This window comes from Bacillus sp. CBEL-1, assembly GCF_004348885.1.
Lineage (GTDB): Bacteria > Bacillota > Bacilli > Bacillales > Bacillaceae_H > Priestia > Priestia aryabhattai_A.
This window is the reverse complement of sequence record NZ_SBIM01000003.1, coordinates 638,920-660,736: the sequence shown is the minus strand read 5'-3', so window position 1 is coordinate 660,736 and position 21,817 is coordinate 638,920. Positions and strand designations below refer to the sequence as shown.

The 21,817-nt window shown below is 37.5% G+C and carries 23 protein-coding genes; 17 read left to right on the top strand and 6 right to left on the bottom strand.

Annotated elements, in window-relative coordinates; translation table 11 throughout:
• Positions 1 to 135 precede the first annotated feature (135 nt).
• Positions 136 to 1,041: a chemotaxis protein gene (locus EPL02_RS03470; protein ID WP_094911570.1), complete on the top strand. Its 906-nt coding sequence runs from the start codon at positions 136 to 138 to the stop codon at positions 1,039 to 1,041.
• Positions 1,042 to 1,113: 72 nt separating this feature from the next.
• Here EPL02_RS03470 and EPL02_RS03465 read toward each other — a convergent pair whose 3' ends face one another.
• Positions 1,114 to 1,584, bottom strand: a complete 471-nt coding sequence (locus EPL02_RS03465; RefSeq protein ID WP_094911569.1) for a YkyB family protein — start codon at positions 1,582 to 1,584, stop codon at positions 1,114 to 1,116.
• A 216-nt stretch (positions 1,585 to 1,800) separates the two neighbouring features.
• Here EPL02_RS03465 and EPL02_RS03460 point away from each other — a divergent pair, with 216 nt between their 5' ends.
• Positions 1,801 to 2,658 carry a GRP family sugar transporter gene (locus EPL02_RS03460; protein WP_061784982.1) on the top strand — a complete coding sequence of 286 codons (858 nt, stop codon included), beginning with the start codon at positions 1,801 to 1,803 and terminating at the stop codon, positions 2,656 to 2,658.
• A 48-nt stretch (positions 2,659 to 2,706) separates the two neighbouring features.
• On the top strand, positions 2,707 to 3,492 hold the full coding sequence (locus EPL02_RS03455; protein WP_094911568.1) for a glucose-1-dehydrogenase: 786 nt from the start codon (positions 2,707 to 2,709) through the stop codon (positions 3,490 to 3,492).
• Here EPL02_RS03455 and EPL02_RS03450 read toward each other — a convergent pair.
• Entirely contained in the window at positions 3,489 to 3,998 is a 510-nt protein-coding gene (locus EPL02_RS03450) for a L,D-transpeptidase family protein (RefSeq protein WP_131886972.1), read from the bottom strand. The genes EPL02_RS03455 and EPL02_RS03450 overlap by 4 nt on opposite strands.
• Before the next feature lie 160 nt (positions 3,999 to 4,158).
• Between EPL02_RS03450 and EPL02_RS03445 the strand changes: the two genes are divergently transcribed.
• Positions 4,159 to 5,691, top strand: coding sequence for a Ppx/GppA family phosphatase (locus EPL02_RS03445; protein WP_131886971.1), 1,533 nt, complete (start codon positions 4,159 to 4,161; stop codon positions 5,689 to 5,691).
• 118 nt (positions 5,692 to 5,809) lie between these two features.
• The gene (locus EPL02_RS03440; RefSeq protein WP_131886970.1) at positions 5,810 to 7,942 is read left to right on the top strand and encodes an RNA degradosome polyphosphate kinase; all 2,133 of its coding nucleotides are present in this window, start codon (positions 5,810 to 5,812) and stop codon (positions 7,940 to 7,942) included.
• Positions 7,943 to 7,977: 35 nt separating this feature from the next.
• Here the strand turns inward: EPL02_RS03440 and EPL02_RS03435 are convergent, their stop codons facing one another.
• Positions 7,978 to 8,244 (bottom strand): hypothetical protein, encoded by a 267-nt coding sequence (locus EPL02_RS03435; RefSeq protein ID WP_094911566.1) that lies wholly within the window; start codon positions 8,242 to 8,244, stop codon positions 7,978 to 7,980.
• A gap of 99 nt (positions 8,245 to 8,343) precedes the next feature.
• Positions 8,344 to 9,216 carry a metallophosphoesterase gene (locus tag EPL02_RS03430; protein ID WP_094911565.1) on the bottom strand — a complete coding sequence of 291 codons (873 nt, stop codon included), beginning with the start codon at positions 9,214 to 9,216 and terminating at the stop codon, positions 8,344 to 8,346.
• Between the two features lie 228 nt (positions 9,217 to 9,444).
• Here EPL02_RS03430 and fadH point away from each other — a divergent pair, with 228 nt between their 5' ends.
• The 3 genes from fadH (at position 9,445) to EPL02_RS03415 (ending at position 12,271) form a co-directional block, all read left to right on the top strand.
• Positions 9,445 to 10,209: a 2,4-dienoyl-CoA reductase gene (fadH, locus tag EPL02_RS03425; protein WP_094911564.1), complete on the top strand. Its 765-nt coding sequence runs from the start codon at positions 9,445 to 9,447 to the stop codon at positions 10,207 to 10,209.
• A gap of 246 nt (positions 10,210 to 10,455) precedes the next feature.
• A complete protein-coding gene (locus EPL02_RS03420) occupies positions 10,456 to 11,667 on the top strand; it encodes an EAL domain-containing protein (protein WP_094911563.1) in 1,212 nt (403 codons plus the stop codon).
• A 115-nt stretch (positions 11,668 to 11,782) separates the two neighbouring features.
• Positions 11,783 to 12,271 carry a DUF3993 domain-containing protein gene (locus tag EPL02_RS03415; protein WP_094911562.1) on the top strand — a complete coding sequence of 163 codons (489 nt, stop codon included), beginning with the start codon at positions 11,783 to 11,785 and terminating at the stop codon, positions 12,269 to 12,271.
• 23 nt (positions 12,272 to 12,294) lie between these two features.
• On the opposite strand, the gene EPL02_RS03410 is transcribed toward EPL02_RS03415, so the two are convergent.
• Positions 12,295 to 12,531 (bottom strand): glutaredoxin domain-containing protein, encoded by a 237-nt coding sequence (locus tag EPL02_RS03410; RefSeq protein WP_094911561.1) that lies wholly within the window; start codon positions 12,529 to 12,531, stop codon positions 12,295 to 12,297.
• A gap of 230 nt (positions 12,532 to 12,761) precedes the next feature.
• Here EPL02_RS03410 and EPL02_RS03405 point away from each other — a divergent pair, with 230 nt between their 5' ends.
• The 4 genes from EPL02_RS03405 (at position 12,762) to EPL02_RS03390 (ending at position 16,164) form a co-directional block, all read left to right on the top strand.
• Positions 12,762 to 12,998: a YkuJ family protein gene (locus EPL02_RS03405; RefSeq protein ID WP_025909146.1), complete on the top strand. Its 237-nt coding sequence runs from the start codon at positions 12,762 to 12,764 to the stop codon at positions 12,996 to 12,998.
• Between the two features lie 246 nt (positions 12,999 to 13,244).
• Positions 13,245 to 14,135: a transcriptional regulator CcpC gene (locus EPL02_RS03400; protein WP_025909145.1), complete on the top strand. Its 891-nt coding sequence runs from the start codon at positions 13,245 to 13,247 to the stop codon at positions 14,133 to 14,135.
• Positions 14,136 to 14,254: 119 nt separating this feature from the next.
• A complete protein-coding gene (dapD, locus tag EPL02_RS03395; protein WP_094911560.1) occupies positions 14,255 to 14,971 on the top strand; it encodes a 2,3,4,5-tetrahydropyridine-2,6-dicarboxylate N-acetyltransferase in 717 nt (238 codons plus the stop codon).
• A gap of 65 nt (positions 14,972 to 15,036) precedes the next feature.
• Positions 15,037 to 16,164, top strand: coding sequence for an N-acetyldiaminopimelate deacetylase (locus tag EPL02_RS03390; RefSeq protein ID WP_131886969.1), 1,128 nt, complete (start codon positions 15,037 to 15,039; stop codon positions 16,162 to 16,164).
• Positions 16,165 to 16,194: 30 nt separating this feature from the next.
• Here EPL02_RS03390 and EPL02_RS03385 read toward each other — a convergent pair whose 3' ends face one another.
• A complete protein-coding gene (locus tag EPL02_RS03385) occupies positions 16,195 to 17,061 on the bottom strand; it encodes a mechanosensitive ion channel family protein (protein ID WP_131886968.1) in 867 nt (288 codons plus the stop codon).
• 342 nt (positions 17,062 to 17,403) lie between these two features.
• On the opposite strand from EPL02_RS03385, the gene EPL02_RS03380 reads away from it, so the two are divergent.
• From EPL02_RS03380 to EPL02_RS03360, 5 genes are all read left to right on the top strand, one after another.
• Positions 17,404 to 17,946, top strand: a complete 543-nt coding sequence (locus EPL02_RS03380) for a peroxiredoxin (RefSeq protein WP_094911557.1) — start codon at positions 17,404 to 17,406, stop codon at positions 17,944 to 17,946.
• Between the two features lie 224 nt (positions 17,947 to 18,170).
• On the top strand, positions 18,171 to 19,067 hold the full coding sequence (gene gnd / locus EPL02_RS03375) for a phosphogluconate dehydrogenase (NAD(+)-dependent, decarboxylating) (RefSeq protein WP_131886967.1): 897 nt from the start codon (positions 18,171 to 18,173) through the stop codon (positions 19,065 to 19,067).
• 133 nt (positions 19,068 to 19,200) lie between these two features.
• Positions 19,201 to 19,863 (top strand): potassium channel family protein, encoded by a 663-nt coding sequence (locus EPL02_RS03370; protein ID WP_094911555.1) that lies wholly within the window; start codon positions 19,201 to 19,203, stop codon positions 19,861 to 19,863.
• A 107-nt stretch (positions 19,864 to 19,970) separates the two neighbouring features.
• Complete coding sequence (locus EPL02_RS03365) at positions 19,971 to 21,065, top strand: sensor histidine kinase (RefSeq protein WP_094911554.1); 1,095 nt, start codon at positions 19,971 to 19,973, stop codon at positions 21,063 to 21,065.
• 23 nt (positions 21,066 to 21,088) lie between these two features.
• Entirely contained in the window at positions 21,089 to 21,721 is a 633-nt protein-coding gene (locus tag EPL02_RS03360) for a response regulator (protein ID WP_094911553.1), read from the top strand.
• Positions 21,722 to 21,817 lie beyond the last annotated feature (96 nt).

Genomic DNA, 21,817 nt, shown 5'->3' with positions numbered 1-21,817 from the left:
TACAGAGATGAAAACGTTTTATGTCAAAAACATTTATTTTTTTAGGTGGTTTTACTTTACGATTATAAAGTTTCATTACTATAATAAAGGACGACCACTACATTAGTATATTTTACTATGGAAGGGCGAAAATTTATGCAGCATGATAAAGGAATCCTATTAGAAAGCGGAACAAATGAGCTAGAAATTGTTGAATTCTCAGTCGGTACTATTCGTTTTGGTATTAATGTGATTAAAGTTCGAGAAATTATTAATCCAGTAACCATTACACCGGTTCCTAATTCTCATTCTTATATAGAAGGAATTATTGAGTTGAGAGGAGAAGTTCTGCCTGTTGTTGACGTTGCGAAGGCGTTAAAGCGTCCAGCATCGAATCAGCCTGCGAAGGATAAATTTATTGTCACAGAGTTCAATCAACAAAAAATTGTTTTTCACGTTCATCAAGTCACACAAATTCATCGAATATCGTGGATGGAAATTGAAAAGCCTTCAGATTTATACCAAGGCTTAGAAACTCAAATCACCGGTGTGGTAAAAGATGAAAGCGACATGATTTTATTACTGGATTTTGAAAAACTTGTCACTGACGTCAATCCTGAAGCTGGAATTAATCAAGCTGAAATTAAGCGATTAGGTCAGCGTCAACGGTCAAGCAAGCGATTAGTAGTTGCTGAAGACTCACCGTTACTACGCAAAATGATTTCAGATACATTGGAAACAGCAGGCTATGCCAATACAGAGTTTTTTGAAAACGGGTATGATGCGCTGCTTTATCTACAATCACTTGTAGAGTCAGGTCATGCCATTGAAGATGAGGTACAACTAGTTATTACAGATATTGAAATGCCACAAATGGATGGTCATCATCTTACGAAGAAGATAAAAGAAGATGACCGTTTATCTACACTCCCTGTTATTATTTTTTCATCTCTAATCACAGAAGATTTACGTCATAAAGGAAAAATGGTTGGTGCACAAGGCCAAGTAAGTAAACCACAAATTGGTGAATTAGTGCAAATGATTGATGAATTTATTTTATAAAGTAGTTGTGAGCAATATCAAGTTAATAAAAAAAGTGCCTCAAGTGTTTCTTTGAGGCACTTTTTTATTTACTCACCAATAGCTTTTACCTAATGGCTTAAAAACAGGCGCCTGTCGTTTACGAACATTAGAAGGTTGAACAGGGTTAGGTGCTGATAATATAAAGCCGGTATATTTGGATAGTAATCGTTTTGCATAAGATAATGACATTGTCGTTTTGGGATTTCGATACTGATGGTTTAAGTGACCGAGGTGTGTTAGTTCTTTGAAGTCCTCTTTCTTAGGAGGCATATGGAAAAAGTAATCTCCAACGGATACCAGCACATCTGATTTTTGCTGACTTTTACCTGGATTAGGTGAAAAATGAAGTCCTTCTTTTTTCGCTTTTCCTTCTGAAATCAGTTGCTCAAGCGCAAGCTTTTTTAAGGTATAGAGCTGTTTCGGATCAGGGGCTGCTTTAGCGTGCCTGTTTACTGTAAAAATAGCTTGTGCAATCTCAGCAGTGGATGGATTGAACGTTTCTTGGTTGGTTGAATGAGGCATAAATAAATTCACTCCCTTTCATTAGTCGCTTCATGAAGCAGGTGTCGCTCTATGAGGCTTAGTTCTTTCATTATAGCGCGTCTTGTCCAATTTGAAAATAATTACACCGAGATTGGATAATTTCAAAAATAATTTTCTTTTAGGTTTCGTTTAAAAATGAGAGGTTATACAAATAATACAACAAAAGTTTGAAAGCATAAGAAGGTGTTGAAAGAAGTGGATATTTTAATTGCATTAATTCCCGCTGTCATGTGGGGGAGTATTTTACTTGTAAGTTCAAAATTAGGAGGCAAAGCTTATAGCCAAACAATTGGTTTAACTGGAGGAGCGCTTTTATTCTCAATCGTAGCGTTCTTTATTGTTTCACCTGAACTTACATGGAAAATCTTTATCGTAGGCTTTGTTTCAGGTTTATTCTGGTCAGTTGGTCAAATGAACCAATTCTCAGCTGTTGAATATTTAGGTGTATCAAAAACACAGCCTATTTCTACAGGTATGCAGCTAGTCGGAACATCGTTATTTGGTGTGTTACTGTTCGGTGAATGGTCAACGCAAACAAAGCTACTAATTGGAATTGCTGCTCTTGCGTTTATTATTGTTGGGGTAGTCTTTACGTCGTTAAACGATAAAAATAACAAAGAAGCTGATGGGAAAAGTCAATTTGGTAAAGGGATGTTTACACTTTTCATCTCAACATTAGGTTACATAGGTTATTTTATCGTCGTTCAGTGGTTTGGAGTGGAAGGTTGGTCTGCAATTTTACCGCAGTCTTTAGGTATGTTAGCAGGTGCATTGCTTCTTACGTTTCGTCATAAGCCATTTAACAAATACGCTACACGCAACATCTTAACTGGGTTTGTTTGGGCAACAGGTAATATTGGTTTATTAGTAGCAGCTCCTCGTGTTGGAGTAGCCACGAGTTTTTCATTCTCACAAATGGGAATTATTATCTCAACATTAGGTGGTATTTTCCTACTTGGTGAAAAGAAATCGAAAAAACAAATTACGTTTGTCATCATCGGCTGTATTCTAATTATCGTCGGTGGAGTACTGCTTGGATTTACGAAAAAATAAATAAAACTCTCATAAAAAACGAAACCAGAAAGAAAAGGAGCGATTACTGTGTATAAAGATTTAGAAGGAAAAGTAGCAATCGTGACAGGAGCAGCAACTGGGCTTGGAAAATCAATTGCAATAAGGTTTGGACAAGAAAAAATGAAAGTGGTTGTGAACTATCGTTCAAAAAGTGAAAGTGCTTTAAAAGTAGTGGAAGAAATTAAACAAAATGGTGGAGAAGCAATTGCTGTACAAGCTGACGTTTCTAAAGAAGAAGATATGAAGCGTTTGATTGAATCAGCTCATACGACATTTGGATCTTTAGATGTAATGATGAACAATGCCGGTGTTCAAAAAGAAATTCCATCTCATGAAATGTCACTTGAAGAATGGAACAAAGTCATTTCTGTTAACCTATCAGGAACGTTTATGGGATGTAGAGAAGCAATTAATTATATGCTTGAGCATAATATCAAAGGCACGGTCATCAACATGTCAAGCGTACATGATATTATTCCGTGGCCACATTTTGTTCATTATGCATCAAGTAAAGGTGGCATTAAAATGATGACAGAAACGTTAGCATTGGAATATGCCCCAAGAGGAATTCGCGTAAATGCAATTGGTCCAGGTGCCATTAACACGCCAATCAATGCTGAAAAATTTTCGGATCCAACTGCGAAAGCAGATGTAGAAAAGTTGATTCCAATGGCTAAGATTGGAGAGCCAGAAGAAATTGCAAGCGTAGCAGCTTGGTTAGCATCTAATGAAGCAAGATATGTTACGGGCATTACGCTGTATGCGGATGGTGGAATGACCTTGTACCCAAGTTTTCAAGCAGGAAAAGGTTAATTCATTCTTCTAGAAGGACGAATATAGACACCGGTACCATTTGGCACAATCGAAGCAAGTTCGTTTACTTGTTCGTTTCTCATTCGAATGCATCCTTTTGAAACAGCTTTTCCTATTGAACTAGGGTCATTCGTTCCGTGAATACCATAGGATTGTTTTGAGAGGCTTAACCACATTGTACCGAATGGTCCACCAGGATTCGGATGTCTATTTACAATAACGAAATCTCCAACAGGTGTTGTGCTAAGCATCTTTCCAACAGCGATTGGATAAGTTGCTTTCACAACATTATTTTCTCTTAGCTCCAACTCTCTCTCCGCGATAAAGACGTGAATTGAATATGGAATGGTATTTTTATCCGGCAAATTAGGAATAATAATTACCTGGCCTGGCACGATAATATTTGGGTTTAAACCTGGATTAGCCGCAAGGATCATGTTGGAAGGCCTTCGATAATCGAGCGAAATTTGATACAATGTTTCACCTTGTTTTACAATATGTTGCATGACTTTCCCTCCTTAATCATATATCTCTTTAAAATTAACAGAATTTTTCGATATTATATAAGTCTATAGCATTATTTGTTACTATATGAACAGGATGATGAGAAAGTGAGTGACAGGTTAAAGGTTTCATATATCCAAAAATAAAAGGTGTTGAGCCCAAATGAAGATGAAGCATGGAATGATTGATATTGGATCGAATACAATGCGACTAGTCATTTATGAGAATAGAGCAGGAAAAGGGTTTAAGCAAATTGAAAACCTGAAAGTGGTAGCCAGATTACGTAATTATTTAGATAATGACAGTCTATTAAACGAAGAAGGAATTCATGTTTTGCTTCAAACGCTACAAACGTTTCAAATTATTACGCGCCATCACGAATTAGCGCATGTTAGCTGCGTAGCGACTGCTACGGTTAGACAAGCTAAAAATAAAGAGTATATTGTCCAACTTGTTAAAGAAAACACGGACTTTTCAATGAAAATTTTATCGGAATATGAAGAGGCTTTTTATGGTTTTTTTGCCGTTATCAATTCAACTTCAGTAGAAGAAGGTGTAACCATTGATATAGGGGGAGGAAGCACAGAAATCACGTACTTTCGAAATCGAGAGCTTGTTGAATATCATAGCTTTCCTTTTGGTGCGCTCTCTTTACGTTTGCAGTATGTAAAAGACAATGTACCTACTGATGAAGAAAGAGAAAGAATCCGTAATTTTGTACGAAGCGAATTTCAAACGCTCTCTTGGCTTCATAAACGCTGTGTACCAATTGTAGCAATCGGTGGAAGCGCGAGAAACCTTGTTCAGCTCCACCAAAGTTTTATTCAGTATCCGCTTGCCGGAGTACATCAATATAAAATGTCTCCGAGGGATATTGCGCAAGTAAAAACGATTATAGCTCCTTACTCCTATAGTGAACTTCAAAAATTAGAAGGACTATCCAAAGATCGAGCAGATACGATTATTCCTGCTATAGAAGTGTTCCAAGGGTTGTGTGAAATAGTAAATGCTTCTTCATTTATCCTCAGCCGTAAAGGACTTAGAGAAGGAGTGTTATATAAAGAAGCCCATGAACAAAGTCAGGGAACAATGTATCCGAACGTAGTGGAACGTAGCTTTCAAGAGCTGGTTGATGATTTTGAAATTAATCTAATTTACGTTCAACAAGTAACGCGGACTGCTACTATGCTGTTTCAGCATCTACGAGTGGATGCTTTACCCACCTTAACAGATGACGATCTCGAACTGTTGAGAAAAGGGGCTCAAGTGTTTCATTTGGGAGAATATATTGATTCAGAATCCAGCAGTCAGCATACGTTTTATTTGTTAGCAAATCGCACAATTGACGGTTTAACGCATTTAGAACGCCTAAAGCTAGCATTAGTTGCTTCTTATAAGGGGAAGTCCACGTTTAGGCAATATATTGAGCCTTTTCGTGAATGGATTTCAAAAGAAGAACAGAGAAAACTTTTATTAATAGGAGCATTATTAAAGTTAGCAACAAGTTTAAATGCAACTAAGCGTAATGTGGTAACACATATAGAAGTCAAGATTACGGATGCAATGTTAACTTTTACACTCGTATGTAACGGCAATTACAAAGCCGAAGAATACCAAGCTGAAAAACAAAAAAAGCATTTAGAAAAAGTATTGAAAAAACCGATTGCGTTGAACTTTAAATACATTACAAATTAAAAGGTGATACTATTCCTGTACAAAATATAAAAGATACATGTCGTTCATCTTATCTTTATAACTAGTTAATAATTAGATGTTAATTTTAAAAAAGGAGAGCATTTAGGGGGAAATGTAAATGGTGAATGTGGAAAAGCTAGACAGGATGGATAAAGAAAATGAACTGACAAACCCTGCTTATTATAATAACCGGGAGCTGAGCTGGTTGGCATTTAACCAGCGCGTATTAGAAGAAGCAATTGATAAGCGAAATGCTCTTTTAGAACGATTAAAATTTCTAGCGATTTTCAGCTCTAACTTAGATGAATTTTTCATGGTACGAGTAGCGGGAATAAAAGATCAGGTAAAAGCCAGCTTTAATAAGCGTGAGAACAAAGCGGGGCTGACTCCCAAACAGCAGCTTTCAGCAATCGCAATTAAAAATCATGAGCTTATTAAAGTTCAGTCTGAAACCTATATGCATACTTTATTGCCTTTGTTAAAAAAAGAACAAATCAACTTTATTTCAATAAAGGAATTAACGACGCATCAACATGAGTTTTTAGAATCTTATTTTATAGATCAAGTTTTTCCTGTATTAACTCCAATGGCAGTCGATGCGTACCGGCCGTTTCCGATTCTTCTTAATAAAAGTTTAAATTTGGCTGTTGTATTAAAGGAAGATAGAGAAGAGCAGCAAGTTACAGGGATAAAAGGAAGGCTTGCAATTGTTCAGGTACCTGCGGTTTTAGAGCGGTATATAGAATTACCAACAAATTCATTAGAACGCTCATTTGTGTTACTAGAAGAAGTAATTGCGCACTTTATTCAACAATTGTTTAGTGGTTATGAGGTAGCATCTGTGACGCAGTTTCGCATTACGCGAAATGCAGATATGACTATTCATGAAGAAGGAGCTCGGGATCTTTTAAAAGAAATTGAGAAAGAGCTAAAAAAACGAAAATGGGGCGCTGCTGTTCGCTTAGAAGTAAAAGCATCCTATTATGATGAACAGGTTCTAGCCTATTTAAAGCAGGTATTAGATATTCATACGAAAGATGTGTACGTAGTTGACTCCCCTCTTGATTTAACCATGCTGTTTTCATTTTGCGACAAAATCAAAGTAACTCATGAACATTTAGGTGTTGAAATGTTTATCCCACAGCCGCCGCAAGATCTAGCATCGGATGAAGATATCTTTGAGAAATTGTTAGAGCAGGATTTATTATTTCATCATCCCTACGAGTCGTTTGAACCGGTTGTTGATTTTGTAGCCGATGCGGCCGAAGATTCCGACGTATTAGCCATCAAACAAACTTTATATCGTGTAAGCGGAGATTCCCCCGTAATAAAAGCGTTGCAAAGAGCCGCGGAAAACGGGAAACAGGTCACCGTATTGGTTGAATTAAAAGCACGGTTTGATGAAGAAAAGAACGTTCAATGGGCAAAAGAATTAGAAAAAGCAGGTTGTCACGTCATCTATGGAATGACACACTTAAAAACACATAGCAAAATTACACTAGTGGTAAGGAAACGCAACAACCGAATTGAGAGATTTGTTCATCTTGGTACAGGCAATTATAATGACGCAACGGCTAAAATTTATACAGATATCAGTTACTTAACATCAAAGCGCCAGTTTGGTGTTGATGCAACCAATTTCTTTAATTACCTAAGCGGGTATACCCAAAAGCCAGCTTATCATCACTTATCAGTTGCGCCGTTTGATATTCGAGATGATTTCCTTGCGCTAATTGACAAAGAAATAGTATGTCATCAAAAACACGGCAATGGCCGAATTATTGCTAAAATGAATTCATTAACGGACAAGGTATTAATTATGAAGTTATATGAGGCTTCACAGGCTGGTGTGTCCGTTGATTTAATTGTCCGCGGCACATGCTGTTTGCGCCCGAAAATAAAAGGAGTTAGCGAAAATATTCGAGTAAGGAGTATTATCGGAAGGTTTTTAGAGCATAGCCGCATTTACACGTTTCATCACAATGGAGAAAAAAAGGTGTATTTTTCATCCGCTGATATGATGACGAGAAATATGGTAAAGCGCGTTGAAATTTTATTTCCAATTCTCGAAGAACCGTTAAAAAACAGAACGTTAAAATGGTTAGATCTTATGCTTGAAGATAACATAAAAGCTAGAGAGCAGGATGCAAATGGAAATTACTATTATCTGCAGCAGGGGAGGCAAGAGGCTGTTGATAGTCAAAAAGTTTTTCGGCAATTAGCATATCAAGTCATGGAAGATGAAGAGTAAACAAAAAAGCCGATGGAAATCGGCTTTTACATTTGTTATCGGGGAACAGGGCCAAACCCTGGTGTACCTGGAGCGCCGTAGAAAGTGTTGTAAATAGGTGGACCTGCAGGACCTCCATAGTATGGAGTAGGTGGATATGGGTAAAACGGAGGGCAACAACCAGGGCGTCCACCGAATCCGCCCACTGCTAGTCCTCCAAGTAAGCCACCAGCTAGGCCAGCTACGAATGGAAAAGCAAAAAAGCGCTGTTCACCGTTAGGAGCGGTACGATATACGCCATACGGATAATATTGATGATACATAATTCAACCTCCTTCAATGTTGTCTATGTAGTGTATGGTGGTAGGTTTCATTATGAGTCTGTCTTACTATATGTTTCCTGTATAATCGCAAAAAAACGTCTAAATAGACGTTTTTTTTAATGTGAATAATGTAATTTCAGGTGTAGCTAAAAACCTAAAGGGAATGCGCGTTGTGCCGATACCGCGGTTCACATACAGCTGCATGTCGCTTTCTCCCACTTTATAAAATCCTTCGGGATAAACCGTACCGAAAGGAGGCGTAATTAACGGTCCGAAAAATGGAAGTTGAATCTGTCCTCCATGACTATGCCCTGATAGCTGTAAATCAACTGGGAATGCTGCCGCTTTAACTGCTACATCAGGTTCATGAATCATAGCAATTGCAAACGTAGAGGACTCTAGTTGACCAAGTGTTTGTTCATATTGAGGGTCTCCCAACAGCACATCATCTAACCCGCAAATATGGATATATTCTCCGTTATCAAGTGTTATTGTTCGTGCTTCATTCACTAGAAGTTGGAAGTTTGATTCCTGGATTATATCTTGATAAAGCGTCGTACCGTACCCTCCATGATCATGGTTTCCATAAATCGCATACTTTCCAAGAGGCGAGTTTAATCGCTGTAAAATAGGCGGAATTCGATGCGGGTAAGCATATTCATTCGGTGCATCCATTAAATCGCCTGTAAACAAAATGAGATCAGGTTTGAGGCTGTTAATCTTATTAACCAGTTCTTCTAGCTGCTGAAGGTTATAAGAAAGCCCGAGGTGAGTATCACTAAATTGTAAAATAGTTCGATTGTGAAAGCCTGTTGGAATATTGTTTGAAAAGATGCTCTTACGCGTTATCTGCAGTCGCCTCGGCTCAATATACTTCGCATATGTATAACCAAAGGAAGTCGTTAATACAGTCCCTAGCGATAAAGAAAGTAAACCTTTTAAAAAAGAGCGTCGTGTATACGTCTTTTTCATTTTAAAATCAACCTATTCTCTTTCATATTTCCATTGACATTACTCATAATGGCTAAAGATTAATTATAGCATCTCTGAAAAAAGGATAAAACTTAAAACTCTGATTTACTTAAACAAGTAGTAAAAAAACGTATTTTCGAGAGAAATGAATAACTATTCATTTCTCTTTTAGATAAAAAAAGGTAGAATAAAAGAGTAAGAGCTTTAATAAAAAAGGGGGATAACGGAATGAAGGAGAAAGTAGTGGTAGTAACAGGTGGTTCAAGTGGGATGGGCAAACATATGGCGAAGCGCTTTGCTAGCGACGGAGCGTATGTCGTAATTACTGGAAGATCTCTAGAACGCCTAGAAGAAACGAAGGCAGAAATTGAAACATTTGAAAATCAAGTGTTACCTGTGCAGATGGATGTACGAAATCCTGAAGATGCAAAACGGATGGTGAGTGAAACTCATAAGCAGTTTGGTCGAATCGATTATCTTATTAACAATGCTGCAGGAAATTTTATATGTCCCGCAGAAGAGCTTTCAGTAAACGGTTGGAAAAGCGTCATTGACATTGTGTTAAACGGTACGTTCTATTGTAGTTCTGAGGTAGGGAAGTACTGGATTGAACACAATATTAAAGGAGCCATTACAAATATCGTAGCTACATATGCATGGAATGCAGGTGCTGGAGTTATTCATTCAGCTTCAGCTAAGGCTGGGGTGTTAACAATGACAAGAACATTAGCTGTTGAATGGGGAAGTAAATACGGTATTCGAGTAAACGCAATCGCTCCTGGACCAATTGAGCGTACTGGTGGAGCAGATAAATTATTTCAATCTGAAAAGATGAAAGCGCGTACACTTAATTCGGTACCACTTAGACGCTTTGGTACACCAGAAGAAATTGCAGGACTAGCTGCATTTTTATTTTCGGATGAAGCATCATACATTAATGGTGAATGCATTACAATGGATGGAGGCCAATGGTTAAACCAATATCCTTTTTAAATAAAGGAAAAAGCAGACAGCGGAATGTCTGCTTTTTTGTATTTTCTTCAAGCGTTACTTCACTTCAAAGACTAGCAAAAACAGGATTTTCATATTATACTTACTAAAAATGTATATATAGTAATTGAGCACATTGAATGCTACAAAAAGCTTGAATATTCATTGCGCTTCAGTAAACCGATGAAAGTAGATCAAAAGGTCTAGTAAGAGGATTGAATTGAATCTATATGATAAGGGGGGAACGTCATGGATCCTTTAGATGTGTTAACAAACATAGAGAACACCCTTCCATATTATCAAGCAATTTTTAGTGCGGATGAACACAAGATTGTTGGGTATGAAGTGTTAGCAAGGATTAAACAAGATGACGAGATTGAAAGTTTAGGAGCTTTTTTTCACGATGATGCGATTCCGGATGAATATCGAATTGAAGTGGATTATGCGGTTTTAACAAAAGCATTGAATCACATTTTAGAGCAGAAAGAAGAGTTTTTAATCTTTATTAATCAAAATCCCAATTTATTAATGAATGACCATGGAGAATCTCTGTTAGAACTGTTGCAGTATTTTGAGACAAAGGGGCTATCTCTGAATCGAGTTGTTTTAGAAATTACCGAGCACAATTTTAATGGTGATATTGAATCTCTTCAGCATTTATTGAAATATTATCAAACGTATGGCATTAAGGTGGCAATTGATAATATTGGTAAAGAAAGCAGTAACTTAGATCGTATTGGTTTGCTTTCACCAGATATTTTAAAAGTAGACCTGCACATTTTACGACAAACGGCTATGACACAATCTTATCAAGACGTTTTGTATTCGTTATCATTGCTAGCACGTAAAATGGGAGCTACCCTGCTGTATGAAGATATTGAAGCTTCTTATCAACTGCAATATGCATGGCGTAACGGCGGTAGGTACTTTCAAGGTTACTATTTACATAAGCCATCAGCTGAATTGGTTGATCCTTTTCTGTTAAAGGATAAGCTGAAAAATCAATTTGAAATGTTTATAGCTCACGAGAAGAAAAAATTACAGGCTATCTATGAATTAACGGAGAGCTTCCAGGTGAAAATGCAGCAGGTAATGAGTCAATGCCGCAAGATGGAAGAGTATGACGAGATGCTTCAGTATATTGCGAATGAGCTTTCAATCGCATGCTTCCGAGTGTATGTATGCGACGAGAATGGGTTTCAACGCTCATCAAACTTTTTAAAGAAAGAACATGAATGGATTGCCGAGCCAGAGTACCTTCACAAAAATTGGAGCTGGCGTCCGTATTTTCTTGAGAATATTATTCGAATGACCCATGAACAGCGTGGGATTTTATCAGACTTATATAACGATATTGAAACAGGAGAGAATATACGAACTTTTTCGTATCCAATTGAAAACGGTCATTATTTATTTATCGATATTTCATATGCCTTTTTATATGAGAAAGACGCATTATAAAAAAGCATGCCTCACTAACCCTGAGGCATGCTTTTTTTCATTTCTAAAAATGAAAGAATATGGGGTCAAAAAGAAGGAAAGCTATTACTAATTAAAACGAAAGGGATGATCGTTTATGAAAAAAGTAGTAGGATCGATAATAATTTTTTTATGTGTAACATGTTTGTATACGCCTGCTCAGGCTGAAGTTGATGGAGATACCCGCAACGAAATCTTTACTGCTCTACATGAAGCCTTTCAAGCTCAGCTTCGTTTAACGAATGAGCATTATTCAAAGGAAAAGGCAATCAGCACGCTTCTTCCATACTTTGAGAAAAGCTACGCGGAAAAATTTCTAGATGATAATATGGTTCAAGAAGCCCAGGGGTATACTGTATACGGTTCTGATTTTGCTCTTCATTATATTCCCTATTTTTCATACGACGAACAAACAAAGGTAGCGGTTCATCCATCCATGGAAAAAGCTTATGTCTTTGAATATTTTCCAGCTGTAAAAGATGGCCCCGTATCTTATGTGGGGCATTATGAGATGTTGACGTTGACTCGCCATGAGGGAAAATGGAAAGTATCAGGATTTACATATAGTAACCAAAAGCCCAGTTAATCCTCTCGCATAAGGTATTTAACTTAAGCAAGATCTAAAAGCTTTTCTAGTGTTTGTAAATCAAAGCCTTTTACCACATCATCATTAACTTTAACCGTTGGTGTTGAATATGACTGAAATACTTCAATCATACGATTTCTGGCTTTTACATCTTTTGAGACGTCATATTCTTTATATGAAATATTATTGTGTTTTAAAAACTGTTTAACAATTTCACACGGTGGACAAGATGGTTGTGTATATAATTCTACGTTTTTCATGTTAAAACTCCTTATTGTATAATATGATATTATAATCAAAAACGACAAACTACGCCATAATAAGCCAATTTCTTACGAAAATTCATGTAAAGTACTTGTGTTTTTTCTGTATGTGGCATATAGTGAAATGGTGTCTTTTATGCATGAAGATTCATGCTGAAGAAATGAGAATGAATAAACAAGCCTTAAATAGGGTAAGTAATGATGTAATCGTTGAAAGGAGAGATTATATGTCACAATTACAAGGTATTTTAACTCGTCTTGTGAATCTCCGTGAGCAAGCAAGTGGAAGTGAAGCACCACAACGCTTCTTCGAAGTAGATGGAAAACGAATTTGTAGCGTGAAATATCATGCGAAAACTGAAACGTTTGAACTTGAAGTATATCAAGATGGCGAGAAGCCAAGCGTTTATCAATTTGATAATATTGACATGATTGCAATTGAGATTTTTGAATTAATTCATTAATGAAGCCATTAATCAACTTAGATCTGTGAATTGTCGATGATTCGAATGAAAGCCTTGGATGCACATTTACGTGTATCCAAGGCTTTTTATATGTCAAGAATAACTGACGTACTAGCAGGCCTCCATATTATATAAAAAGTTAAAAAGAATCTTGACAATAACTAACTTTTGTCTATCTTTCTGAAGCATTTTTTTATATGATTAGAAGGTGAAAAAGTAAAACAATGTGTTGAGAGGAATAGCAAAATGCAATTAGTAGAATGTCGCATGCTTGTCGTATTAGCCCAAGAATTAAATATGAGAAAAGCAGCTGAGCGCTTATTTGTATCGCAGCCAGCTCTATCGCAGCGCCTGCAAACAATTGAACGGGCATGGGATACTCAAATTTTTATCCGTTCCCAAAAAGGTCTTTCTTTAACACCAGCTGGTGAAAAGATTGTGCAGTTTGCAAAGGAAGTTGTTGAAAAAGAAGACCAAGTAAAGGAAGATCTACATCATTTAGACACGGAAGTATACGGGACGTTAAAGCTCGCTGTAGCCTCTATTATTGGCCAGCATTGGTTGCCAGCGGTTTTAAAAAAGTATATGGATAAATATCCTCATGCAAAAATTTCCCTTGTAACGGGTTGGAGCAGTGAAATGCTTCGCTATATTTATGAAGATGAAGTACATATTGGAATTATTCGGGGAAACCCAGAATGGAAAGGTGTAAAGGAACACCTGTTTACGGACCCTTTGTATTTAGTAGATACTGAAATTGAAGATGCTTCTGAGGTGCCGAATAATGATCGACCGTTTATTCAATTTAAAAGTGATTCTACTTACTATCAAGAAATACTCGATTGGTGGCATAGAGAGTTTCATACAACTCCAAAACGAACCATTGTTGTAGACCAAATTGAGACGTGTAAGCAAATGGCTCTAAATGGTCTTGGTTTTGCCATTTTACCGTCAATTGCTGTGAAAGATGCCCAGCATTTACATCGGATTCCACTATTAAAAGAAAATAAAGAACCAATCACTAGAGATACTTGGCTAGTAGGATATGAGTCAGCGTTTAAGCTGAAACAAGTGCGTGCATTTATGGAAATTGTCAAAGAGTATATTAAAGAACAGCAAGAAAAAGAGCTATCATAATGCATCTGCGCATTACGTGAAGAAATGAGAAAATTACGTGACTTCTAACTTGTCATGTGGAACTCATTTTGTTACATTAGTAAAATGAAGCAAATGCTAACTTAGGAGGAATACATAATATGAAAATGATGGATGCAAACGAAATTATTTCATTTATTCAAAACAGCACAAAATCAACACCTGTAAAAGTATATGTGAAAGGTGATTTAGAAGGAATCGACTTCGGCGCTTCTTCTAAAACATTCGTAACTGGTAATACAGGTGTTGTATTCGGTGAGTGGAAAGACATTCAAGCAGCAATTCAAGCAAACGAAGGAAAAGTAGAAGACTACGTTATCGAAAACGATCGTCGTAATTCTGCAATTCCACTTTTAGATATGAAAAATATCAAAGCGCGCATTGAGCCAGGTGCAATCATTCGCGACCAAGTCGAGATTGGAGACAACGCTGTTATTATGATGGGTGCTTCAATCAACATCGGTTCTGTAATCGGTGAAGGTACAATGATTGATATGAACGTTGTAATGGGTGGACGTGCAACAGTAGGTAAAAACTGTCATATCGGTGCGGGTTCAGTGTTAGCTGGCGTAATTGAGCCACCTTCTGCAAAGCCAGTTGTTGTTGAAGATGACGTTGTGATTGGTGCAAACGCAGTTGTTCTAGAAGGCGTAACAGTGGGTAAAGGTGCAGTTGTTGCTGCTGGCGCAATCGTAGTTGAAGACGTACCTCCATATACGGTAGTAGCGGGTACACCAGCTCGCGTTATTAAAGAAATTGACGAAAAAACAAAATCAAAAACTGAAATTAAACAAGAGCTTCGTCAACTAAACGACTAATAAGCGAAAGACACAGAAAGCGTGGGCAACCACGCTTTCTTAACTATAAGGAGGATTCATGGCACGTGGACATTTCTCAATTTGCTGCTTTGCGCAGAGAATTACATAAAATACCTGAGTTAGGATTTCAAGAATTGAAAACACAAGCGTTTTTATTGCGCTATATTGAAAGTCTTCCTCAAGAACATCTTGAAATTAAAACGTGGAAAACCGGTATCTTTGTAAAGGTCAAAGGGAAAAAACCAACAAAAACAATCGGCTACCGAGCTGATATTGATGGCCTCCCAATTACGGAAGAAACCGAGTATGAGTTTTCGTCCACTCATGAAGGTTTAATGCATGCATGTGGTCATGATTTTCACATGAGTATTGGTTTAGGAATCTTAACACACTTTGCAAGTTACCCAATTGATGATCATTTGCTGTTTATCTTTCAACCTGCAGAAGAGGGTCCAGGTGGGGCTCAGCCAATGCTTGAAAGCGAGATTATGAAAGAGTGGAAGCCTGACCAAATTGTGGCGCTACACATTGCTCCTGAATATCCAGTAGGATCAATTGCAGTAAAAGAAGGTCTTTTATTTGCGAACACATCTGAACTGTTTATTGATTTAAAAGGAAAAGGGGGACATGCAGCATACCCTCATAATACAAATGATATGGTAGTCGCTGCTTGTCAATTGGTTTCTCAACTGCAAACGATAGTGGCTAGAAACGTTGATCCATTAGATAGTGCCGTAATTACCGTTGGAAAAATTACTGCTGGAACGGTTCAAAATATTATTGCTGAGCGTGCTCGCATTGAAGGGACCATTCGTACTTTATCTCCTGAGTCAATGGCACGTGTAAAAGAGCGAATTGAGGCTATTGTAAAAGGTGTGGAAGTAGGTTATCAGTGCGAGACAGTCATTGATTATGGGTGCATGTATCATCAAGTCTACAATGATCATGACATGACAAAGGAATTTATGACATTTGCGAGAGCCCAAGAAGAAGTAGAGGTTATTGAGTGTCAAAAAGCGATGACGGGAGAAGATTTCGGTTATATGCTAAAAGAGATTCCAGGCTTTATGTTTTGGCTTGGGGTAAATTCTCCGTATGGCCTTCATCATTCAAAGCTTCAGCCAGATGAAAAAGCAATTGAGGTGGCCATCTCTCTTATCACTCGCTACTTTGAAATGAAAGGCAACGCATAAGAAAACCCCGGAAGCTTCCGGGGTTTTTTATTATCCGTTATCTTTAGCAAGCTGTGGTGATTCGCCATTCGACTTTTCAACGTATACTTGGTGCGGGAATGGGATTTCAATTCCATGCGTGTCAAAAGCTTCTTTAAACGCTTTACGAAGCTTACGTTCTACGCCCCACTGTTCGCCGTTTTTCGTTTTTCCAACAACTCGTAACACAACGTCCGATGCACCTAGGCCTTGAACGCCAAGGACGTTTGGTCCATCTACAATGTTCTCATCTTCTTGTGCAATACGATCACACACTTCTTGTAATATAGAAGCTGCGCGATCAATATCGTCATCATATGAGATGCCGATGTCCACAAGTGCTCGCATATTTCCACGAGAGTGATTGCTTAGGCTTGTAATCTCACGATTTGGCACGTAGTGCAATGTGCCATCAAATCCGCGGATTTGAGTTGTACGAAGTCCTACAGATTCAACAATACCTGAAAAACTCCCTGTTGTTACATAGTCGTCTACATCGATTTGTTTTTCCAGCAGTAAGAAAAATCCTGTAACGATGTCGCTCACAAGTCCTTGAGCGCCAAAACCGATTGCTAACCCCACTACTCCAGCACCGGCAAGAAGTGCGGTCGCTTGTACGCCAACAGTTTCAAGTAACATCACAACAACAATAAAGATAAGAACGTATGAAAACACATTTACCATTAAGCTTTTAAGCGTAAGTGCTCGACCTTTTGATACAGTATCACGTTCCATCATACGGTTGAAAGAACGGTCAATAATACGCGTTCCAATGGAACGTACGATTAAGAAACCAATTAAGATGAGGACAAGCTTTAACACAACTAATCCTGCAACCGTCAGAAGCTGTTCCCAATTGACTTCTGAAAAATTTAACATAAAAAATTCATCCTTTCTAAACATAAAACACGTAACTGGAAATAAATAAAAAAGATAACCATATGTAATGTAAAAACTTGCTTAGTTTCTGGCTCTTTCAGTACATTATTTTATTCCCGCTATTAGACATGCTAAACTTAATTTGTCCCTTTTTGCAAGTCATTAATGCTATTTTTTCTAGAAGTGAACAAAAAAAGTTCGTTTATCTTAGATAAAAATAGGGCATACCATGTATGTCGTCCTATTTCATGTAGTTTATAACTAATTAATAGGTATAATTTACTATATTTAAATGAAAAGCAGAATAAACATGAGCTTATTATTATGTTGGAGGGATGATTCATGCCAGAACGCATGGTAGCCAAGCAGGCCCCACGCTTTGAAATGGAAGCAGTACTGCCGAATAAAGAGTTTGGAAAAGTAAGCTTAGAAGAGAATATGAAACAAGAGAAATGGACAGTTCTTTTCTTTTACCCTATGGATTTTACAGCAGTATGTCCAACTGAAATTACGGCTTTGTCAGATCGCTACGATGAATTTAAAAAGCTAGAGGCAGAAGTAATTGGTGTTTCAACAGATACTATTCATACGCATTTAGCTTGGATTAAAGCAGATCGACGAGATAACGGACTAGGCCCAGTTAATTATCCTTTAGCCGCAGATACAAATCATATTGTTTCACGTGAATATGGCGTTTTAATTGAAGAGAAAGGCGTAGCTTTACGCGGGTTATTTATCATTAGTCCTCAAGGAGAACTGATGTATGCTGTTGTCAACCATAATAATATCGGCCGAGATGTAGATGAAACGCTGCGAGTGTTACACGCTTTACAAACTGGTGAGCTTTGTCCCGCAAATTGGAGACCAGGACAAGCAACGTTATAAAATCACGAAAAGCGTATGCTAAACATGAACATAAGAGATTTCTTACAGCTAAGTTCAGCTGTAGAGTTAGGTAAAACCAAGTGAAAATACATAAATGCTGATGTTTCTGAAAAGTAGACATCAGTGTTTTTTATGTTTTGTTTGTTCAGAAAGTGGAAAATACGTTTGAAGATGCCAAATTTATATCATACTAACGATAATTTAGTATTGAAGGAGGAATTTAGGTGCAAATTGGAATGATTGGTTTAGGAAAAATGGGAGCTAACCTTTCTTTAAACTTGATGGAACACAACCATGCAGTTGTAGCATTTGACGTGAATAAAGAAGCAGTTACAACGTTGGAAGAACAAGGAGCTGTAGGAGCTCACTCAGTAGAAGAATTAGTTAAAAAGTTAGAAAAGCCTAAAGTAGCTTGGGTCATGGTACCAGCAGGAGATCTTACAGAAAAGGTAATCAATGAACTTCACGACTTGCTTGATGAAGGAGATATTATTATAGATGGTGGAAATTCAAAATACCAAGATTCTGTTCGTCGTGCTGAAAAAGCTCATCAAAAAGGGATTCACTTTTTTGATGTCGGAACCAGCGGCGGGATGGAAGGAGCACGAAATGGAGCTTGCATGATGATCGGTGGAGACAAGGAAGCTTTCGCACACATTGAACCTATTTTTAAAGATATCAATGTAGACAAAGGCTATCTATATGCAGGAGATGCAGGAAGCGGCCATTTCTTAAAAATGGTACATAATGGAATTGAATATGGCATGATGCAAGCAATTGCAGAAGGGTTTGATGTATTGGAAAAAAGTCAGTTTGATTATGACTATGAAGCAGTTGCAAGAGTATGGAATAATGGCTCTGTTATCCGCTCATGGTTAATTGAACTGATGGAACGTGCCTTTTCAAAAGATCCTCGTTTGGATGATATCCGAGGCGTGATGCACTCTTCTGGAGAAGGAAAGTGGACCGTTGAATCAGCTTTAGATTTGCAAGTTCCAACACCAGTTATTGCACTTTCACTAATGATGCGCTATCGTTCATTAGAAGATGATACCTTTACAGGAAAAGTTGTGGCTGCGCTTCGGAATGAATTTGGTGGTCATGCTGTAGAGAAGAAGTAAAGGAAAGTCTAAAAGCTGTGGAAATCCGCAGCTTTTTTTCTGCAAGCTGCTATGTACAAAGGAAAGAAACCTTACATTATGGTAAAATAAAGTAGTATATGGACTTCACTTGTTACTTTATGGAGGATTTTTCATGAAAAAGGAATTTGCAGTAATTGGATTAGGGAGATTTGGCGGTAGCATTTGTAAAACACTAAGTGATCAAGGCATGGAAGTACTGGCAATTGATACGGATGAAGAGAAAGTAAATGAGTATGCGAGTATTGCTTCACATGCTGTAGTAGGAGATTCTACGGATGAAGGTGTATTAAAAAGTTTAGGTATTCGCAACTTTGATCATGTCATAGTAGCAATTGGTGATAATATTCAAGCAAGTATCTTAACCACGCTGATTTTAAAAGAGCTAGGCGTAAAGAAAATTACGGTAAAAGCGCAAAACGATTATCATGCTAAGGTACTATCAAAAATTGGAGCTAACTTTATTGTGCATCCAGAGCGTGATATGGGTAGAAGAATTGCCAATAGTATGATTTCCAATAGCGTACTTGACTATTTAGAGCTATCGGATGAACATAGTATTGTTGAGTTAGTTGCTAGTAAAAGAATGGCGGGAAATACGCTTATTGATTTAGATATCCGTGCCAAATATGGTATCAATATTGTGGCAATTAAGAGGAACCAAGATATTATTGTCTCTCCGCAAGCATCAGAGTCAATCAAGCAGGGTGACATTTTAATTGTTATTGGTGCAGATGTAAATATTAATCGATTTGAAAATAAATTCGCAGATATGTAATGAAAACCTGCTTTCATCAATGGAAGCAGGTTTTTTACTATGTATTTATAGAAAATATGGATTTTATTGGTGTTTTGCTAGTACAATAGTAATCGGAGGAATGAAAGGTGAAAAAATTTTTAATACAAACCACTATTTTTTTAGCAATATGGATTACGCTTTTTATTTCAGTGTATGAAAGCGTAAATACTCTTGAATTACTTTTTTTAAATTTCCTCTCAATGCTTATTTATTTTACAAAACCGCTGTGGAAGCAGAAGTTTGGAAATCAAATGTGTCAGGTATTGGTACTATCAACCTTAGGGTTCTTTCTATCGTTCTCTCCACTTTTAATTGCACTTTTTCTATATGTTAGTGTTGAGACAGCTAGTGAAGTGAATGGGGGTTATTTTCGAATCTATGCTGTATGTACAATGGTTGCTTTTTTACTCTTAAGCTGGATTAAGCTAGAAGTGCCATTACTGCCAACAGTTATCATAACTGTACTAATTGGCGTCGTCTTGTATCAATTATGTATAAGCAGGGAAGATACGCAACAAAAACAGCTTTTATATGATGAGCTAAGAGGGGAATACCGTTCTCTCAAACGAATGAGTTTGGAGGCAGAGAAAGCTGCTCGAAATGAAGAAAGAACAAGAATTGCTCGAGATATTCACGATTCTGTCGGTCATAAATTAACGGCTTTATTATTAAATATTCAGGTGTTAAAGATGAGTCAAGAGTTAGAAAGTGTACAGTTGGACCAATTAAAACATTTGGCGGAAGAAAGCTTAGCGGAAACACGTCATGCTGTAAAAGAGTTGGATAAATCAACTTTACAAGGAGTAGCATCTGTTGTTCATTTAATTAGAAAGTTAGAATCAGAGAGTCATATGAACGTGTCGTTTACAGTGAAGCAACGAGTATTATCGCTGGCGTTGTCTAATATTCAAAGCGTTGCGTTGTATCGCGCTATTCAAGAGGGGTTTACAAACGCCATGCGTCATGGTAGTTCAAGAGAGTTAGCAATCACTTTAATGCTATCACCAGTAGGTGATTTATCTTTCCAGATAAAGAATAGCATTGCCACTGATACACCGCCTTTTCGAGAAGGGTTTGGGTTAAAATCACTAAAGCAACGGATTGAAAGTATCGATGGGCAAGTAAGTTACTTTCAAACACCTGAACATTTTTTTATAGAAGGCATTATTAAACTAGATTAATGAACGTGAAGAAGGTGAATTACTTGATTCATATTTTACTTGTAGAAGACCAAAGTATTGTTCGATCAGGAATTAAAATGATGATTGAACAGGATGTTTCGCTTTGCGTGCGAGCAGAAGCGAGTAATGGCAAAGAAGCGCTAGAGCAGTTGGAACGCCATTTGATTGATCTTGTAATCATGGACGTATCAATGCCAATTATGAACGGAATTGAATCGACACAGAGAATAAAAGCGCAGTGGCCGACAATACGCGTGCTAATGTTAACGACCTTTAATGATGAGGAGTATGCCATGCAGGCTCTTCAATATGGAGCAAATGGGTTTATGCTAAAAACCGCTGACCCTGAGCATCTCATTCAATCCATTCATAGCTGTATGAACGGTGGTTTAAGTATTCACGATCATGTAACAGCTAAAATTATGCCAAGGCTATTAAGGCAAGAGTCAACAGAGCCTATACAAGTTGAACTTACAAAAAGAGAACGAGAATTAGTCAAGCTTGTGGGGGAAGGAAAGACGAACAAAGAAATTGCAACAGAGCTTTATTTATCAATTGGAACGGTTAAGAATCATCTTACACAAATTTTACATAAGTTTGAGCTACGTGATCGCACTCAGTTAGCTATTTATGCTGTAAAAAATCACTTAGCGTGAAGAAATCTTCTGACAATCGATCAGAAGATTTTTTGTCATGTGACGGAGGTCATAGTTTGGGGAAGAAGAAGTGACGGAGGTAAGTGGTGAAGAAAG

What these genes read in the sequence shown, in the direction of transcription:
- EPL02_RS03470 (WP_094911570.1), top strand. Translation starts at nt 136, where the DNA reads ATGCAGCATGATAAAGGAATCCTATTAGAAAGCGGAACAAATGAGCTA.
- EPL02_RS03465 (WP_094911569.1), bottom strand. Translation starts at nt 1,584, where the DNA reads ATGCCTCATTCAACCAACCAAGAAACGTTCAATCCATCCACTGCTGAG.
- EPL02_RS03450 (WP_131886972.1), bottom strand. Translation starts at nt 3,998, where the DNA reads ATGCAACATATTGTAAAACAAGGTGAAACATTGTATCAAATTTCGCTC.
- EPL02_RS03445 (WP_131886971.1), top strand. Translation starts at nt 4,159, where the DNA reads ATGAAGATGAAGCATGGAATGATTGATATTGGATCGAATACAATGCGA.
- EPL02_RS03440 (WP_131886970.1), top strand. Translation starts at nt 5,810, where the DNA reads ATGGTGAATGTGGAAAAGCTAGACAGGATGGATAAAGAAAATGAACTG.
- EPL02_RS03435 (WP_094911566.1), bottom strand. Translation starts at nt 8,244, where the DNA reads ATGTATCATCAATATTATCCGTATGGCGTATATCGTACCGCTCCTAAC.
- EPL02_RS03430 (WP_094911565.1), bottom strand. Translation starts at nt 9,216, where the DNA reads ATGAAAAAGACGTATACACGACGCTCTTTTTTAAAAGGTTTACTTTCT.
- fadH (WP_094911564.1), top strand. Translation starts at nt 9,445, where the DNA reads ATGAAGGAGAAAGTAGTGGTAGTAACAGGTGGTTCAAGTGGGATGGGC.
- EPL02_RS03420 (WP_094911563.1), top strand. Translation starts at nt 10,456, where the DNA reads ATGGATCCTTTAGATGTGTTAACAAACATAGAGAACACCCTTCCATAT.
- EPL02_RS03415 (WP_094911562.1), top strand. Translation starts at nt 11,783, where the DNA reads ATGAAAAAAGTAGTAGGATCGATAATAATTTTTTTATGTGTAACATGT.
- EPL02_RS03410 (WP_094911561.1), bottom strand. Translation starts at nt 12,531, where the DNA reads ATGAAAAACGTAGAATTATATACACAACCATCTTGTCCACCGTGTGAA.
- EPL02_RS03405 (WP_025909146.1), top strand. Translation starts at nt 12,762, where the DNA reads ATGTCACAATTACAAGGTATTTTAACTCGTCTTGTGAATCTCCGTGAG.
- EPL02_RS03400 (WP_025909145.1), top strand. Translation starts at nt 13,245, where the DNA reads ATGCAATTAGTAGAATGTCGCATGCTTGTCGTATTAGCCCAAGAATTA.
- dapD (WP_094911560.1), top strand. Translation starts at nt 14,255, where the DNA reads ATGAAAATGATGGATGCAAACGAAATTATTTCATTTATTCAAAACAGC.
- EPL02_RS03385 (WP_131886968.1), bottom strand. Translation starts at nt 17,061, where the DNA reads ATGTTAAATTTTTCAGAAGTCAATTGGGAACAGCTTCTGACGGTTGCA.
- EPL02_RS03380 (WP_094911557.1), top strand. Translation starts at nt 17,404, where the DNA reads ATGCCAGAACGCATGGTAGCCAAGCAGGCCCCACGCTTTGAAATGGAA.
- EPL02_RS03370 (WP_094911555.1), top strand. Translation starts at nt 19,201, where the DNA reads ATGAAAAAGGAATTTGCAGTAATTGGATTAGGGAGATTTGGCGGTAGC.